Source organism: Paractinoplanes pyxinae, assembly GCF_026626335.1.
Classification (GTDB): Bacteria; Actinomycetota; Actinomycetes; order Mycobacteriales; family Micromonosporaceae; genus Actinoplanes; species Actinoplanes pyxinae.
In genome coordinates, this window is the sequence record NZ_JAPNTZ010000001.1 from 331809 (window position 1) to 347690 (window position 15882).

Annotated in this window: 14 protein-coding genes; 8 read left to right on the forward strand and 6 right to left on the reverse strand. The window is 72.0% G+C overall.

The window, feature by feature from the left end:
• Window positions 1-56: 56 nt before the first annotated feature.
• The 5 genes from OWR29_RS01490 to OWR29_RS01510 form a co-directional block, all read right to left on the reverse strand.
• Entirely contained in the window at window positions 57-1118 is a 1062-nt protein-coding gene (locus tag OWR29_RS01490) for a DUF1989 domain-containing protein (protein ID WP_267560418.1), read from the reverse strand.
• Window positions 1115-2449 (reverse strand): uracil-xanthine permease family protein, encoded by a 1335-nt coding sequence (locus OWR29_RS01495; RefSeq protein WP_267560419.1) that lies wholly within the window; start codon window positions 2447-2449, stop codon window positions 1115-1117. The genes OWR29_RS01490 and OWR29_RS01495 overlap by 4 nt, the downstream gene beginning before the upstream one ends.
• Before the next feature lie 40 nt (window positions 2450-2489).
• Window positions 2490-3266: a hypothetical protein gene (locus OWR29_RS01500; protein WP_267560420.1), complete on the reverse strand. Its 777-nt coding sequence runs from the start codon at window positions 3264-3266 to the stop codon at window positions 2490-2492.
• 63 nt (window positions 3267-3329) lie between these two features.
• Window positions 3330-4499 carry an MFS transporter gene (locus OWR29_RS01505; RefSeq protein ID WP_267560421.1) on the reverse strand — a complete coding sequence of 390 codons (1170 nt, stop codon included), beginning with the start codon at window positions 4497-4499 and terminating at the stop codon, window positions 3330-3332.
• A gap of 88 nt (window positions 4500-4587) precedes the next feature.
• Complete coding sequence (locus OWR29_RS01510; protein WP_267560422.1) at window positions 4588-5517, reverse strand: LysR family transcriptional regulator; 930 nt, start codon at window positions 5515-5517, stop codon at window positions 4588-4590.
• A gap of 84 nt (window positions 5518-5601) precedes the next feature.
• Between OWR29_RS01510 and OWR29_RS01515 the strand changes: the two genes are divergently transcribed.
• The 7 genes from OWR29_RS01515 to OWR29_RS01545 are packed head-to-tail and all read left to right on the forward strand — an operon-like array spanning window position 5602 to window position 14254.
• Complete coding sequence (locus OWR29_RS01515) at window positions 5602-6540, forward strand: cyclase family protein (RefSeq protein ID WP_267560423.1); 939 nt, start codon at window positions 5602-5604, stop codon at window positions 6538-6540.
• Window positions 6541-6550: 10 nt separating this feature from the next.
• Complete coding sequence (locus tag OWR29_RS01520) at window positions 6551-7681, forward strand: FAD-dependent oxidoreductase (protein ID WP_267560424.1); 1131 nt, start codon at window positions 6551-6553, stop codon at window positions 7679-7681.
• 20 nt (window positions 7682-7701) lie between these two features.
• Window positions 7702-8628, forward strand: a complete 927-nt coding sequence (locus tag OWR29_RS01525) for a VOC family protein (protein ID WP_267560425.1) — start codon at window positions 7702-7704, stop codon at window positions 8626-8628.
• Window positions 8628-9557: a fumarylacetoacetate hydrolase family protein gene (locus OWR29_RS01530; RefSeq protein WP_267560426.1), complete on the forward strand. Its 930-nt coding sequence runs from the start codon at window positions 8628-8630 to the stop codon at window positions 9555-9557. The genes OWR29_RS01525 and OWR29_RS01530 overlap by 1 nt, the downstream gene beginning before the upstream one ends.
• Before the next feature lie 2 nt (window positions 9558-9559).
• Window positions 9560-10717 carry an alpha/beta hydrolase family protein gene (locus OWR29_RS01535; RefSeq protein WP_267560427.1) on the forward strand — a complete coding sequence of 386 codons (1158 nt, stop codon included), beginning with the start codon at window positions 9560-9562 and terminating at the stop codon, window positions 10715-10717.
• A 28-nt stretch (window positions 10718-10745) separates the two neighbouring features.
• Window positions 10746-13373: a helix-turn-helix transcriptional regulator gene (locus tag OWR29_RS01540; protein ID WP_267560428.1), complete on the forward strand. Its 2628-nt coding sequence runs from the start codon at window positions 10746-10748 to the stop codon at window positions 13371-13373.
• Window positions 13374-13399: 26 nt separating this feature from the next.
• The gene (locus OWR29_RS01545; RefSeq protein ID WP_267560430.1) at window positions 13400-14254 is read left to right on the forward strand and encodes an AfsR/SARP family transcriptional regulator; all 855 of its coding nucleotides are present in this window, start codon (window positions 13400-13402) and stop codon (window positions 14252-14254) included.
• Here the strand turns inward: OWR29_RS01545 and OWR29_RS01550 are convergent.
• Window positions 14175-15449: an MFS transporter gene (locus OWR29_RS01550; RefSeq protein ID WP_267560431.1), complete on the reverse strand. Its 1275-nt coding sequence runs from the start codon at window positions 15447-15449 to the stop codon at window positions 14175-14177. The two genes, OWR29_RS01545 and OWR29_RS01550, sit on opposite strands and share 80 nt — an antisense overlap.
• Before the next feature lie 181 nt (window positions 15450-15630).
• Between OWR29_RS01550 and OWR29_RS01555 the strand changes: the two genes are divergently transcribed.
• Window positions 15631-15882, forward strand: a complete 252-nt coding sequence (locus OWR29_RS01555; RefSeq protein ID WP_267560432.1) for a DUF4242 domain-containing protein — start codon at window positions 15631-15633, stop codon at window positions 15880-15882.

Genomic DNA, 15882 nt, shown 5'->3' on the forward strand with positions numbered 1-15882 from the left:
CGCGCGGGTGTTGGTGGGGAGGGCGGCCTGTTGAGTGAGCGCGTCTCGTGGTCGCGTCAGTCGTTGCCGGCGAAGGCGCCCAATCGCTCGATCGCCCACGACAGGACGATGTCTCGTAGGGCGGCCGCGTCGTCGTCGCCGTACAAGTCAAGGTTCTTGACTTGGTGGAAGTGGCGGATCAGTGCCTCGTCGGCGTCGATCGGCACGTCGGCTGGGCGTAGTGGCAGGTGGGGGAAGGCGGCCACATACGCGGGGTCGCGTCGTAGCGGGCGGGCGCCGGGGAACTCGCGGGCGGGTGGCAGGCCGAGGACGACGGCCCGGTTGTAGGCGGTCCGGGCTTGCTCGCCGTCGGCCGGGACGCCCTCCTCGACCGTGACGCGTACGGGACGCAAGCCGAAGTTGCTGCAGTTGGACAGGTCGTCGCCGCATACGTTGGGCACTGCCAGCACGTCGATCAGGGCGACCAGCTCGATGTGGTCGCCGGGGCGGGCGACGTTGCGCCGGATCACGGGCTCGCCGTCGGGGCCGGGGGCGGTGTGCATGAACAGGTTCAGCGACTCGTGCAGGTCCCACGGGTCGAGGCCGTACTCGCGCTGGGCCTCGTTCTGGATCTCCTGGCAGTTCGTGCGGTCGTGCAGGCCGAAGAAGGCGCTGTAGATCAGCCGGCTGCAGAACGGGAACTGCGTGTCGGTGGTGGCCGTGCCGCCGATGATGGCCATGATCGGGCGCTCCCACGGCGCGTTCGACCACAGCACGTCGCCCGGTCCCGGGTGCAGGCCCTGCATTCCCCGCGTACGCCCGACGTGGAGCCGTTCTCGGGCATCGTGCAGCGAGAACACGTTCAGGTCGACGCACTGGTGCCCCTCGACCTGCGTTATCCGCACGACCCGGCCCGCGGCCACCTCGAACGCCTTGCCGGTGCCCGGCTCGAGAATGTGCTCTTCCACAGCCGTACGCGTCTCGGGAACGACCGAAGGCGCGGCGGGCATCGGAGAAGGAGCGGTCGCCTCACGAAGCGCCGCGCGCACCAGATCGCCCAGATCACCGAGGTGCTCGTCGCGCTCGACGACCGTACGCAGGAATTGGTTTTGCTGGTGGTTGAGGCGGAGCGTGATCACCGGCGGGCCAGCCAGGGGCGCAGGCCGTAGTTGACGCCGGCGTTGAGCAGGATGAGCAGCACCGCGCCGAACATCATCGGGGTCGTGACCAGCGCCCGCACCCACTCCGGCATGGTCGCGACCAGCCCCTCGGGCAGCCACTGACCGCCCAGCGCGAGGATGAACGCGGTGCCGGCCACCGTGATGTTCAGGTCGTCCCAGTCCACCGTGCTCATCATCTGGACGCCGGCCATCGCGATGATGCCGAACAGCACCGTTGACGCGGCGGCCAGCACCGCCCCCGGCAGCCCGGCCACGAAGGTGCTGAACATGGGCAGGAAGGCCAGCGCGATCGCGATGAACCCGGCCGTCATCGTGACGAACCGGCTGCCGATCCGGGTCACGCGGACGATGCCGGCGTTCTCCGGGTACGAGGCCGTGCCTATGCCGCCGAAGAGGGCGCCCACCACCGAGCCCGCGTACTCGGTGAACAGGCCGCGGTTGATGCGCTCACGCGACAATTCCGTGTTGCCCCAGCGCGACACGAGCGTGTACATGCCGACCGCCTCGGCGCTCGACTCGAGGAACGCGAGCAGCATGAGCAGGACGGCCGGCCAGGCCACGGCGAATCCGAACGGCAGGAACGAGGGCGGCCCGACGAACGACACCCCCGACAGGTCGGGCACGCTCCACAGCCCGGTAACCGCAGCCAGCACCGACCCGACCACCATGCCGATGATCACCGCGGCCCGGCGGATCAGCGTCGAACCGCCGAACAGCAGGCAGGCCACCACGGTGAGCAGGGTGGCCAGCCCGATCCAGAACAGGTCCCAGCCGTACCCGGGCTGGCCCTCGGTCCCGAACCAGCCGGGCAGCCCCAGCGTGGCCAGCTGGGCGCCGATGATCAGGCAGATCGTGCCGTACACCAGCGGATCGGTGGCGAAGCGCAGGAAGTGGATCAGCACCCCGAACCGCCCGATCGGAATGGTGAGCACCATGAAGATCAACCCGGCCACGACCATCGACCCGAAGGCCGCGTCGAGCCCGTACGTCGCACCCGCCGCCAGCAGGGCGGCGAAGAACGCGGCGGTCGGCCCCTGGACGATCGGCAGCCGCACGATCCGGCTCGACTGCAGCACGGTGACGACGCCGGCCAGCAGGAACGAGGCCTGGATCATGCGGCTGACATCCCCGGTGGCCAGCCCGAGGGTGAGCCCGATCAGCACCGGGAAGACCCAGATGGCGGACAGCGTCAACAGATGCTGCACCGCGAACAGCGCGAGCTTGGGCGGCGGGACGCGCTCGTCGAACCCGACGTCCAGAATGGACCCGCGATCGGTTTCTACATCCACATCTATGGATGCTAGGGCGTCGGCCGCGAAGCGGGAACCGTCAGACGACGTCCCCGTCGATCACCCGGGGGTCCGGCTTCGTGAGGCTCAGGCTCGCGAGGTGCTTCTTCAGCCGGTTGGCCATCGGGAGGAAGGTGGCCAGGGTGAGCCCGCCCGACACGACCGCTCCGACGAGCGGGATAGCCTTGGAGACCGTCTTGGCGAAGGTCTGCTTGGTCATCTCGACGCCGACGTACGCGGCAACCTTCCTCACGATCGGATAGACCACACCCTGGGTGAGCGCCTTCTGCGGCAGCCTCCGGGCCATCGTCTTGGACAATTCGGCCGCGACCTTTCCCACGGCCGCGTTGGCCGACTGGGTACCGAACATCACGCCGACGAAAAGAGTGAGCACGCCCTTGGTCGCGTCGTCGAGTTCGTCGCTGTCGTCGTCGAGCAGATCGGGCCAGCCGTACAGATACGCGAGCTTCTGCGCGATCCGCAGCATGTGGCCGAAATACTGCGCCATGTCGGCCGGCACGGTGGCCGGCAGGAAGAGCAGACCGGGGATCCCGGCCGCGGCCGACAGCGCGCTGACCTTGGCCGTCTCGTACCGGATGGACTCGTTGGCCGCGCGATCGAGAATGTCGGCGGCAATGCCGGCCGCGGCCGGAGTTTCGTCGATCGCCCGCTGAATGTCGTCGGCCGAGCAGAATCGACTCAAGGCGCTCCGGAGATATTCCGTCCGATTGATGCGTACGCCGGGCAATTTGGCCGCGCCCGCCAGCAGTGCGGTGAATGTCGAATCCGGGCTTTCGGTCAATTCTTTCGCGCTCACGGCAAGAACGTACAGCAGACCCTGCATGCGAGCGGTGTCGGCGCGAACGGGAGAAAGGGGCGGTCAGGCTGCTGTCACGGGGGTCAGCGTGGCCCGGCGCAGGGCTGCGGCGGTGGCCGCGCTCAGCAGGCCGAGCAGGAACAGGGCCGCGGCCAGGCCGCCCAGTGCGCCGTCGAGGGCCAGCACGATCAGGGGGCAGACGAACTGGCCGAGGAACAACGCCGAGGTCCAGACGCCCGTTCCGCGGCCGCGCTGGTCGAAGGCGAGCGAGCCGAGCGCCCAGCTCAGCAGGGACGGGAGCAGCAGGCCGTTGCCGAAGCCGGTGACGACCCCGCACAGCACGACCAGCGGCACCGCCGGCGAGACGGCCAGGCCGAGCAGGCCGAGGCCGCTGAAGGCGAACGCCGCCGGCACGGTGAACCCGGGGCCGCGATGGGCCAGGCGGCCGAACAGGAAGGCGCCGGCCGCCGTGCCCAGTGAGGTGATCGCGCTGACCGCGCCGACCGTTCCGGTGCTCGTCACGCCGATGTCTTCGAGCTTGTAGGGCAGTTCGACGATCAGCACGTAGAAGACGAGCCCGCCGAACAGGGTCACCCCGACCGGCGCGGCCAGCTGCCGCCACGGCAGCGCGGGCAGCGGTTCCCGGGTGCCGGGGCGAGCCGTGGTCGGCTGCCAGATGTGCCGGGCCGCGAGGAAGGCGAGCGGCAGGCTCGCGAAGTACAGCCAGAACGGCGCCCGCCAGTTGGCCTCGCCCAGGATGCCGCCGACGGCGAAGAAGACGGTCGCGGAGATCGTCGTGAAGACCACCTGCAGGCCGAAGTAGCGCTCGCGCCGGTTGCCGTGGAAGTAGTCGGCCAGCAGCGTCGTGCAGCAGGTCATGATGGCCGCCTCGGTCAGGCCGACCAGCACCCGGCTGGCCACGATGAGCGGCAGCGACGGAAGGTACAGCGGCGCGGTGCCGACGACGGCGTAGACGAGCAGGGCCCCGACCAGCAGGCGCTTGCGGCCGAGGCGGTCGACGATCCGCCCGGCGAAGGCGGCGGTCAGGCCGATGAACAGCGCGGGCGCGGTGAGGACGATCGGGGTCAGCGCCGAGACGCCGGGGGCGCCGGCGAAAGCGTCCTCGATCCGGGGCAGCACGGGCGCGAGCAGAACCGCGCCCAGGACGGACAGGCAGCTGGACAGCAGCAGCACGGCGGCCTGCATCCGGCCTGCGGTTCTGGTGTCGGACACGTCAGCCTCCGGGCTCTCGGCGTCGGTCGAGGTGACCGGTATCACGTGCCGAGCAGTGTCCGCACAGCGTGACGGCGAGCGGAAATCACTATTGCCGGGGGGCGGTATCAGTGGCGTCTATGGCGGCCGCCCGGGCCAGGACGTCGCGCAGGTAAAGGTGTTCCGGGTCGTCGTCGAAGGCCGGGTGCCACCACATCGCCTCGACCAGCGGGTTGACGTCGAACGGGCACGGCAGCGCCGCGATCGGCAGATGCAGCGGCAGCGCGTCGACCAGGCGGCGCTGCAGCAGGGCGATGCGGTCGCTGCCCACGATCAGCGACGCGACGCTGAGGAAATTCTCGGTCACGATCTGAACCCGCGGCTCGATGCCGAGCATCCGCATCTGGCGCGCGGCCGGGGTCGAGGCGGTCTGCCCGTGATAGGTGACCACCCACGGCAGCGTACGCAGATGGTCGACGGTGAGGCCGCCGGCGACCACGGGATGGCCGGCGTCGACGACGCACACCCACTCGTCGCGGTACAGGTCGCGGTGCGGCAGGTCGGCGATGAACCCGTGCGGCATGAGCAGCACGTCCGCCGTGAGCAGCACCTGGTCGGCCCGCTCGACGATGGTCGGCGAATGCGGGGTCAGGCGCAGGCGGGTGTGCGGCGCCTCCTCGGCGAGAATGCCGGCCAGCGCGCCGCCCAGGATCGACACCACGTAGTCGCTGACGTAGACGACGAACTCGCGCCGGGACGACGCGGGGTCGAACTCGGACTGGGCGGTGAACACCCGCTCGACGCCGGACAGCGCTATCCGGGCGAGTTCCTTGAGCTGTACGGCGAGCGGGGTCAGCCGGTATTCGTTGCCCGCGCGGATCAGCAGGTCGTCGCCGAAGTGCCGGCGCAGCCGGGCCAGCGACGCCGACAACGCCGGCTGGCTCAGCCCCATCTGCGCCGCGGCCCGGGTCACGCTGCGCTGTTGCAGCAGCGCGTCCAGCGAGACCAGCAGGTTCAGATCGAGCGAAGCCACGTTCATGGGCCGAGGGTATCCACGCGGCTGATGTGATGCATCAGTCATCTCGTCTTCCCGGCGCGGCCGCTCGGCCCGCAGGGTGAAGCCGTGGACCGAACGAACCCGGAAGGCGCCATCGCGGCCGCCGCCAAGCGTTGCTCGAACTGGGGCCGCTGGGGCGCGGACGACGTGCTCGGCACCCTCAACTTCCTCGACGAGGCGAAGCGCCGCGAGGGCGCCGCGCTCGTCCGCCGGGGCGTCAGCTTCTCGCTGGCCCAGTCGTTCGACGCCGACGGGCCGCAGAACGGCTGGCGGCGCCGGACCAACCCGGTGCACACCATGCTCGACACCGGCCTGGACGCCGAACGCGGACAGGGCTTCCCGCACGGGCTCGGCGGGGCCGACGACGTCGTCTTCATGCCGCTGCAGGCCTCGACCCAGTGGGACGGACTCGGCCACATCTTCGACCACGGCGTCGCCTGGAACGGGCGCCGGGCGGGCGACGTCGTCACCAGCGAGGGCGACCGGGTGACCGGCATCGAGACCGCTGCCGCTCACGTGGCCGGGCGCGGCGTCCTGCTGGACTTCGGGGACCTGCCCGACGGCTACGCCATCACCACCGGCGACCTCGAGGCCAGGATCGCCGCGCAGGGCGCCTCGGCCCGGGTCGGGCGGGGCGACCTGCTGCTGGTGCGCACCGGGCGGCTGGCCCGGGCCCGCCGCGACGGCTGGGGCGACTACGCGGGCGGCCCGGCGCCGGGTCTCTCGTTCACCACGGCCGACTGGCTCCACCGTGCGGAAATCGCCGGGATCGCCACCGACACCTGGGGCTTCGAGGTGCGGCCGAACGAGTTCGACGACGCCTTCCAGCCGCTGCACCAGGTCTGCATCCCGCACATCGGGTTGTTCCTGGGTGAGATGTGGGACCTGGACGCGCTCGCGGCCGACTGCGCCGCCGACGGCGTGTGGGACTTCTTCCTCACCGCCGCGCCCCTGCCCGTCACCGGCGCGGTCGGCGCCCCGGTGAACCCGATCGCCGTCAAGTGAGGGAGTTCCGATGCCCGCGGTGAACACCGTCCTCGTGGTCGGCGCCGGCCTGGCCGGCAGCGCGGCCGCGATCGGCCTGGCCCAGGCCGGGATCGCCGTCGACCTGGCCGAGATCAAGCCGGACGTCACGGCGGCCGGTTCCGGGATCACGTTGCAGGGCAACGCCTTGCGCGAGCTGAAGCAGCTCGGGGTGTGGGACGAGGTGAGCCGGGCCGGGTATCCGTTCGACGTCACCGCCCTGCGCGCGCCCGATCCGGCCGGCACCGTGCTGGCCGAGATCCCCGACGCGCGTACGGGCGGGCCGGACCTGCCCGCCGTGCTGGGCATGCCGCGGCCTGCGCTGGCCCGCATCCTGGCCGACCGGGCGGCCGCGGTCGGCGTGAAGTTGCGGCTGGGCACCACTCACACCGCCTTGAGCCAGGACCCGGACGGGGTCGGCGTCACGTTCGCCGACGGGTCGACCGGACGCTACGACCTGGTGGTCGGGGCGGACGGGGTGAAGTCGTGGACGCGGCGGGCGCTGGGCGTCGAGCTCGAGACGAAGCCCGTCGGCATGGGCATCTGGCGCGCGTTCGGGCCCCGGCCGGCCTCGGTGACCCGCACCGACCTCTACTACGGCGGGCCGTCCTTCATCGCCGGGTACTGCCCGACCAGCGAGACCACGCTGTACGCCTACATCGTCGAGCCGGCCCAGGACCGTTCCACCCTGACGCCGGACGAGCAGCTGGCCACCATGAGGGAGCTGTCGCAGCCGTACCACGGGCCGTGGGACGAGATCCGGGACAGCCTGACCGATCCGGACCGCGTCAACTACACCTGGTTCGAGACCCACGTTCTGCCCGCGCCCTGGAACCGGGGCCGCGTGGTGCTGATCGGCGACGCCGCCCACACCTGCCCGCCGACGCTGGCCCAGGGCGGGGCGCAGGCCCTGGAGGACGCGTCGGTACTGGCCGATGTGATCGTCCGCCGCGACCGGCTCGACCAAGGCCTGTGGGACGCCTTCCACGCCCGCCGGGTCGACCGGGCCCGGGCCGTCGTCGACGCGTCCAACCAGATCGCCCGCTGGCAGCTCGACCACGTACGCGGTGACGTGCCCGGCTTGATGCGCGACATCGCCCGCCTCGTGGCTCAGCCCGCCTGACCGTCTTGATAGGACAGAAAATGATCACTCACCTGCGGCACGTCGACCTCGCGGTCACCGACTACGCCGCCCAGCTCGACTTCTACACCGGCACCTGGGGTCTGAAGGCCGAGCACAGCGACAGCGGCATCACCTTCCTGGCCGCCGAGGGCAGCCCCGAGCAGTACGTCGTACGGCTGCGGCAGGCCGCCGACAAGCGGATCGACCTCATCGCCTTCGGGGTCGCGAGCACCGCCGACGCCGACGCGCTCGCATCCCGGCTGGCGGCGGACGGCGTGCGGCTGGTGACCGAACCCGGGAAGCTGCAGACCCCCGGCGGCGGCTACGGCTTCCGGTTCTTCGACAACGAGGGCCGCACCGTCGAGATCTCGGCCGACGTCGCCGTACGCCGGCACCGGGCCATCGAGGAGGGCGAGTCCGTCCCCGTCCGGCTCTCGCACGTCGTCATCAACTCGGCCGATCCTGAGGGCACGCGCCGCTTCTACGAGAAACACCTCGGCTTCGCGCTCTCGGACACGCTGACCCACCCGCGCATGGGCGACATGATGTGGTTCCTGCGGGTCAACGCCTGGCACCACAGCCTGGCCATCGCCCGCTGCCCGCACCCGTCGCTGCACCACGCGTCGTTCGAGCTGCGCGGCCTCGACGAGTACATGCGGGGGACCGGCCGCGTGCTGCGGGCCGGTGTCGAGAAGATCTGGGGCCCGGGGCGGCATCTGGCCGGCAACAACACCTTCAGCTACTTCCTCGACCCGAGCGGCAACACCATGGAGTACACGACCGAGCTCGAGCTGATCGACCAGGACACCTGGCACCCGCACCTCTACGACTTCTCCGACCCCGCGGTGTCCGACCAGTGGGGCACGGCCAACGCCATGAACGAGTTCGTCGCCAAGCGCTCGTTCAACGACCCGGACCGGGGCCTGTTCGTGGCCCCGCCGGTCTGATGCGCCTCGCGACGTGGGAAGCGGCGGGCGTCGTACGGTCCGGGGTCGTCTCCGCCGCCGGGCTGCACGCTTTCCCTTCCGGTACGACGGTGCTCGACCTCGTGCGGGCCGGGCTGCCCGCCGCGCTGGAGGCAGGAGCTGCCGCCGAACGCGAGCCCGCCGTTCCCGTCGCGGCGGTTCGCCTGCTGCCGCCGCTGGAGCCGCCGACCGTACGGGATTTCGTGACGTTCGAGAAGCACGTCGAGGGCATCGCCGGCCGGGTGCCCGCGGAATGGCACGAGGCGCCCACCTTCTATTTCACCAACCCGTACGCGCTGATCGGCGCCCACGACGACGTCGCCATCCCGCCCGGCTCGAAGCTGTTCGACTTCGAATTGGAGGTCGCCGCCGTCGCCGGCCGGGACGTCGCGTCGGCCACGCCCGAACAGGCCCGAGCGGCCATCTTCGGCTACACCGTCTTCAACGACTGGTCGGCCCGCGACCTGCAGCGCCGCGAGATGAAGGTGAACCTCGGCCCGGCCAAGGGCAAGGACTCGGCCACCACGCTGGGGCCGTGGCTGGTCACCGCGGACGAGTTCGAGCTCGACCGCGACGGCTTCCTCGACCTCGACATGCGGGTGTCGGTCAACGGCGCCGAGATCGGCCACGACCGGCTGTCCGGGATGGGCTGGCCGTTCGAGGAACTTATCGCGTACGCCTCACGCGGCACCTGGGTGCGGGCCGGTGACGTACTCGGGTCGGGCACGTGCGGCAACGGCGGCTGCCTGGCCGAGTTGTGGGGCCGGCGCGGCGACGGCGATCCGCCGCCGCTGCAGCCGGGCGACGTCGTCGAGATGACGGTCGAGGGCATCGGCACCATCCGCAATCGGGTGGTCCCCGGGCTGGAGTTGCCGCCGGTGAGGCCGGCCCGCCGCAACGAGAGGACCTAGAGGTGTTCGAGTACTTTCCCGGCAACTACGTCTGGAACCTGGGCGTCGTCGCCACGCTCAACTCAGGCGGCCTGATCGACGAGGTGGACCGGGCCTGCCGGCCGATCCGGGAGGCGGCCGCCGGCGGCGAGGACGCCGGCACCCCGGACTTCCTGCGGGCGTGGACGGGCCTCACCGATCAGCTCGTCGCGCAGGCCGCCGGCGCCGAGAAGGCCGGTCACACCCGTACGGCCGGGCAGCTCTACGCCCGGGCCACCAACTACCTGTGCCAGGCCGAACGGATGCTGGCCCACTCCGACCCGAACCGCCTGCCTGCCTACCGCCGCGTGCTCGACCTGCAGCAGAAGGCCTTCGACCTCCACAGCCCGTCGGTGAGCCGGGTCGCCGTCCCGTACGAGGGGACAACCCTGCCCGCCTACTTCAGCGCGGCCTCGGCCGGCGGGCGGCCGGCGCCGGTGGTCGTGCTGGTCAACGGGCTGGACTCGACCAAGGAGCACATGTACTCGTCCCGGCACTGGGAGGAGCTGGCCGCCCGCGGCATCTCGTGTCTGATGCTCGACCAGCCCGGCACCGGCGAGGCCCTGCGGCTGCAAGGCCTGACCGCCCGCATCGACGCCGAGGCGTGGGGATCGGCGGCCGTCGACTGGCTGCAGGCGCGCGACGATGTGGACCCGGCCCGGATCGGCGTCGTCGGCTGGTCGCTGGGCGGTTACTACGCCCCGCGCGCGGCCGCGTTCGAGCCCCGGTTCGCGCTCTGCGTGGCGTGGGGGGCCAACCACAACTGGGGCGCGGTGCAGCGCCGCCGCCTGGAACGCGAGGGCGAACGACCCGTCCCGCACTACTGGGAGCACGTCCTCTGGGTGTGGGGCCACGACGACCTCGGCGAGTTCATCGAGTTCGCCGACGCCGTCCACCTCGACGGCGTCGTCGAGCGCATCCGCGTCCCGTTCCTGATCGCCCACGGCGAGAACGACCGGCAAATTCCTTTGGCGTACGCCCATCGCTCGTACGAGCAGGCCGTCCACTCACCGAAGCGGGAGCTGCGTGTCTTCACCCCGCAGGAGGGCGCCACCGAGCACATCGGTCTCGACCACCTGCCGCACGTGAGCGTCTTCATCGCCGACTGGGTGGCCGACACGTTCGCGGAGCTCGATCGCTGATCCGGCGGCCGGTTGGCAGTATGGGGGCATGACCGAGATCGTCGGGCGGGGCGCCGAGGCCGGCGTGCTCGATGCTCTGCTCGCGGAGGTGGCCGGGCGGCGCGGTGCGACGAAGGTGTTGCGGGGTGAGGCCGGGATCGGGAAGTCGGCGCTGCTCGAGTACGCGGTGGAGGGCGCGCGGCGGCGCGGGGTGCGGGTTCTGCGGGTCACCGGCGTGCCGGGTGAGGCTCGGATCCCGTACGCGGGAATCGACCACCTCGTCCGGGCGGCGGCCGGCACGTCGCCCTACCGGCTGGCCATCGACCTGCTGCAGCAGCTCGGCGAACCGGACGAGCCGGTGCTGCTGGCGGTCGAGGACGCGCACTGGCTGGACGACGCGAGCTGGCAGACGCTGACGTTCCTGGGGCGGCGCCTCGAGTCCGACCGGATCGGCCTGGTGCTGACCGTGCGCGACGGCGAGGACGTCGACCGGCGGCTGGCCGCGGCCGGGCTGCCCGAGCTGCGGCTCGAACCGCTGGCCGCGGCCGACGCCGAGACGCTGCTCGAACGGACCGCGCCCGGCCTGGTCCCGGCGCTGCGGGCCCGGGTTCTGGACGAGGCGGCCGGGAACCCGCTGGGCCTCGTGGAGCTGGGCGCGGCCGCGGCCCGGTCGGGCGGGTCGGCGCTGCTGCCGTCCTCGATCCCGCTCAGCACCCGGCTCGAGCGGACGTTCGGCGGGCTGGTGGCCGAACTGCCGCCGGACACTCAGGAGCTGCTGCTGGTGGCCGCGCTCGACGACGGCGGCGACTTCGACGAGATCGTGGCGGCCGCGGCGGTGCCGGCCGAGGCGGTCGAAGCGGCGGTGGCGGCCCGGCTGGTGACCGTGGACGAGGCGTACGAACTGCGGTTCCGGCATCCGCTGCTGCGCTCGGCCCTGCGCCAGCGGGCCCGGCCCAGCGACCGCCGCCGGGTGCACGCGGCCCTGGCCGGAGTCGTGCTGAGCCCGCAGCGCCGGTTGTGGCACCGCGCCTCGGCCGCGCCCGGACCGGACGAGGCGATGGCCCGGGAACTGTTCGAGGTGGCCCTGGGCGCCGCCCAGCAGAACGCGGTCGCCGTCGCGCTGGCCGCCGTCGGCCGGGCCGTGCGGCTCAGCGAGGACCCGGCCGAGCGGGGGAGCCGGCAGATCTGGGCCTGCGACCTCGCCCACGAGCAGGGCGACGCGGAGACCGTGCGGCGGCTGCTGGGCGAGATCGACGAGACCGCGCTGCGGCCGGGCGACCGGGCCCGGCTCACCTGGATCCGCGGCTTCTATCTGGCCCCGGAGGGCTCGGCGGCCGACCGGCTGTCGACCTACGCCGACCTGATCGAGGGCATGCGCCTGGACGGCGACCCCGTCACGGCGGTCAAGGCGATGAGCGAGATCTCGCTGGCCGCCTATTACGCGAACCTGACCCCGTCCGTACGGGACCGGCTCGTCGCCGTGGCCCGGGCCCTCGACCTGCCCGACGACGATCCGCGGCGCACCGAGATCCTGCTCAACGTCGCGCCCGTGCAGTGCGGCGCGGCCGAGCTCGAGCGCCTGCGGGCCTTCGCCAACCGGGTGGACCTGGCGCCGGTCCGGCGCTTCGAGATGGCCATCGCCGCCTTCTCGGCGGGCGCGCTCGACCTGTCCCGCCGGCTGGCCCTGTCGGCCGCGGCCGACCTGCGTGCGCAGGGCCGCATCGGCACCCTGACCCAGGCGCTGAGCACGGCCGCGTCGGCGTCGGCCGGGCTCGGCGACACCCGGGCCGCGCTGCCGCTGGCCGCCGAGTGCGTCGCCCTGGCCACCGAGACCGGGCAGCGCTCGTGGGCGCTCGGCGGCAGCCTGGTGGCCGGGCTGGCCGAGGCGCTGCGCGGGGACACCGACGCCGCGCGGGCCCGGGCCGACGCCGCCGAGCAGGCGCTGCACGCCGTCGGCCGGCTGCCGATGCTGGCCCTGGTGCAGCGCATCCGCGGCGTGGCGGCCCTGGCCGAGGGGCGGGCGAGCGACGCCTTCGGGCAGCTGCTGCGCATCTACGACCCGGCCGACAGCGCCTGGTTCCCGAACTACCAGCTGCTCACGCTGGGCCACCTGGCCGAGGCGGCAGTGCTGGCCGGCCTGCCGGACGAGCTGCGGCCGGTGGTGACCGACCTGGAGCCGATCGCCGAGCAGAGCCAGTCACCGGCGCTGCAGGTGGGTCTCGCGTACGCCCGGGCGGTGCTGACCGGGAACTATGACGAAGCGCTGGCCGAGGATCTGGCCGCGTGGCCGTTCGACCGAGCCCAGCTGCAACTGACGTACGGCGCGACGCTGCGCCGCCAGTTCCGGGTCACCGACTGCCGGCCGCTGCTGCGGGCCGCGGCCGGAACCTTCGAAGCGCTCGGCGCCACGCCGTGGGCCGAACGCGCGCGGGCCGAACTGCGCGCGGCCGGCGAGGCCCGGATCCGGCCGCCGTCCGCGCTGGCCACCCTCAGCCCGCAGGAGCAGCAGATCGCCCGGCTGGCCGCGGACGGGCTGAGCAACCGCGAGATCGGCGCCCGGTTGTTCCTGTCGCCGCGCACGGTCAGCACCCACCTGTACCGGGTCTATCCGAAGCTGAATGTGACCTCGCGCGGGGAGCTGGCCCGCATCTTTACGTCATCCGACGTAGGCGGCTGAACCCCCGCACTGCCTAGCCTCGGCTCATGTCTGGCGACACGGTCAACCTGCGCATCCTGGGCCCGCTGCAGGTCTGGCGGGGCGGAGTCGAAGTGGATCCGGGGCCGCGGCAGCAGCGGGGCCTGCTGGCGGTGCTGCTGGCCCGGCCCGGGCACGCGGCCGGCGTCGGCGAGCTGATGGAGCTGCTGTGGGGGCCCGAGCCGCCGCCGAGCGCGGTCAACAGCATCCAGAAGTACGTCGGAACGCTGCGCCGCCTGCTCGAACCGGGGTTGCCGCCCCGGTCGGCGGGCGCCTACCTGACCCGCCACGGCGGCGCCTACCGGTTCACGGCCGGGCCGGAAACCCTGGACCTGGTGCGGTTCCGGCGGCTCGTCGCCCAGGCCGAGGCATGCGCGAACCTCGAACGCTCGCTCGACGGCTACGTGGCGGCGCTGCGGCTCGGGCGGGGCGCGGCCGGCGCCGGACTGGCCGACTCGCCCGAGGCGGGCGCCGTCTTCGCCAACCTGGACCGGGAGTTCTCCGACGCGGTGGTGGCCGCGGCCCGGGTGGCCGTCCGCCTGCGACAGCCGGACCGGGTGCTCGCGCCACTGCGCCGGGCGGCCGGCGCCGAACCGCTCAACGAGGTGCTGCAGGCGAGCCTGGTGACCACGCTGGCCGCCGCCGGGCGTCTGGCCGAGGCGGTGGCGGCCTACCGGTCGGCGCGGCGGCGGCTCTCCGAGGACCTTGGTGTGGAGCCGGGGCCGGAGCTGCGCGCGGCCTACCTGACCGTGCTGGAGCGGGACGACATCCTGATCGACGAGCTCATCGAACTGTGTGATCGGCTACCGGTGCTACTGGGCCGGCTGTCGGCCCGGCTGGCCGCTTCCGGCGGAGCGCCGTGACTCCGTACAAAACAAGACCCGCAGCCGTCAGCACGAAGCCGGCCCAGACGGTCGACAGCGTCCCCCAGCCGGCGTCGAGGGTGATCGCGCCGCCGATCGCGCCCAGCGAGTTGGCCAGATTCAGGGCGGCCAGATTGAGCGCGCCCATCAGGGTCGGCGCGTCCGGGGCGAGGTCGGTCAGCCGCACCTGGATGGTCGGGATGGCGAACATCATGGTCGCGCCCACTCCGAACAGCGCCGGCATCAGAACCGCGACGTTGCTGCCAGCGACTCCGATGACGACCAGAATGACCAGCACGCCGCCGAAACCGGCGACCAGGCCGCGGCTCTCGTAACGGTCGGCGATCCGGCCCCCGAGATAGTTGCCGACGGCCATGCCGACGCCGAAGACGGCCAGCGCGATCGGGATGAGCGAGGCGTCCCGGCCGGTCGCGTCGGTGATGAACGGCCCGATGAACGTGTAGACGGCGAAGATGCTGGAGATGCCGAGCGCGGCCACGGCCACCATCACCCAGACGGCGGGCCGTCGCAGCGCGCTCAGCTCGCGAGCGACCGAGCTGCCGCGCAGATCGTCGGTGCGCGGAAGCCAGGCGACCAGCGCCAGCAGCGAGAGCACGCCGACACCGACCACCATCCAGTAGGTGGCGCGCCAGCCGAACGCCTGGCCGACGTACGTGCCCAGCGGCGAACCCACGATGGTGGCCACGGTCAGGCCGCCCATGACGGTGGCAAACGCCTTGCCGCCCTTGCCCGGCCCGTACACATAGGCGGCGACGACCGCGCCCGCCCCGAAATAGGCGCCCTGCACGCTGCCGGTGACGAACCGGAAGACGACCAGCAGCGCGATGTTCGGGGCCAGCGCCGACAGCACATTGCCGGCCAGGAACAAAACCATGAGACCGAGCAGCAACGTACGGCGGTTCACGCGCGCGCCCAGCACGGTGATCAGCGGCGACCCGATCATGACCCCGAACGCGTACGCCGTGATCGCGTACGTGGCGACCGGCACCGACACGTCCAGCCCGGACGAGAACAACTGGATGATGCCGTTGCTGCCGAACTCCCCGGTGCCGATCGCGAAGGTGCCCAGCGCCAGCGCGAACAGGGTGCGCCCGGTGTGCCGGACCGGGGTGGTCGCCCCGGTGTGACGCCCCTCCTCGGCGGTGCATTGTTTCTCGTACGCGCGCTGATGCATCCCCAGATGGTGGGGGCCGCCAGTGGATCGTGACTGGATCGCGGCGGCCGACGATCCAGTCCGCGCTCACTCGCGAGGATTCGTCGAGCTTCCGGTGTCAAACGGCCCGTCAAACGGGGGCGCTCTTTGATGGTGTGAGCACCCGGGAAACGCCCGGGGCGGCACCGATAGGAGCAAGGTCATGCCCGTTTTCATGGACGTCCACAATGTCGAAGGTGGCGTGTCGGCGAGCGATGTCGCCGCCGCGCACGAGGCCGATCTGGCCACCCAGGGCCCGCATGGGGTCAACTATCTGAAGTACTGGGTGGACGAGGAGGCGGGGAAGATCTTCTGCTTGGTCGAGGCGCCCGACGCGGAGGCGGCCAACACCGTGCACCGGCAGGCGCACGGTCTGGTCGCCGACGAGATCTACCCGATCAGCGCGCAGGGCTGA

Coding starts and splice junctions, on each gene's coding strand:
- OWR29_RS01555 (WP_267560432.1), top strand. CDS start 15,631: ATGCCCGTTTTCATGGACGTCCACAATGTCGAAGGTGGCGTGTCGGCG.
- OWR29_RS01525 (WP_267560425.1), top strand. CDS start 7,702: ATGATCACTCACCTGCGGCACGTCGACCTCGCGGTCACCGACTACGCC.
- OWR29_RS01530 (WP_267560426.1), top strand. CDS start 8,628: ATGCGCCTCGCGACGTGGGAAGCGGCGGGCGTCGTACGGTCCGGGGTC.
- OWR29_RS01550 (WP_267560431.1), bottom strand. CDS start 15,449: ATGCATCAGCGCGCGTACGAGAAACAATGCACCGCCGAGGAGGGGCGT.
- OWR29_RS01540 (WP_267560428.1), top strand. CDS start 10,746: ATGACCGAGATCGTCGGGCGGGGCGCCGAGGCCGGCGTGCTCGATGCT.
- OWR29_RS01545 (WP_267560430.1), top strand. CDS start 13,400: ATGTCTGGCGACACGGTCAACCTGCGCATCCTGGGCCCGCTGCAGGTC.
- OWR29_RS01510 (WP_267560422.1), bottom strand. CDS start 5,517: ATGAACGTGGCTTCGCTCGATCTGAACCTGCTGGTCTCGCTGGACGCG.
- OWR29_RS01520 (WP_267560424.1), top strand. CDS start 6,551: ATGCCCGCGGTGAACACCGTCCTCGTGGTCGGCGCCGGCCTGGCCGGC.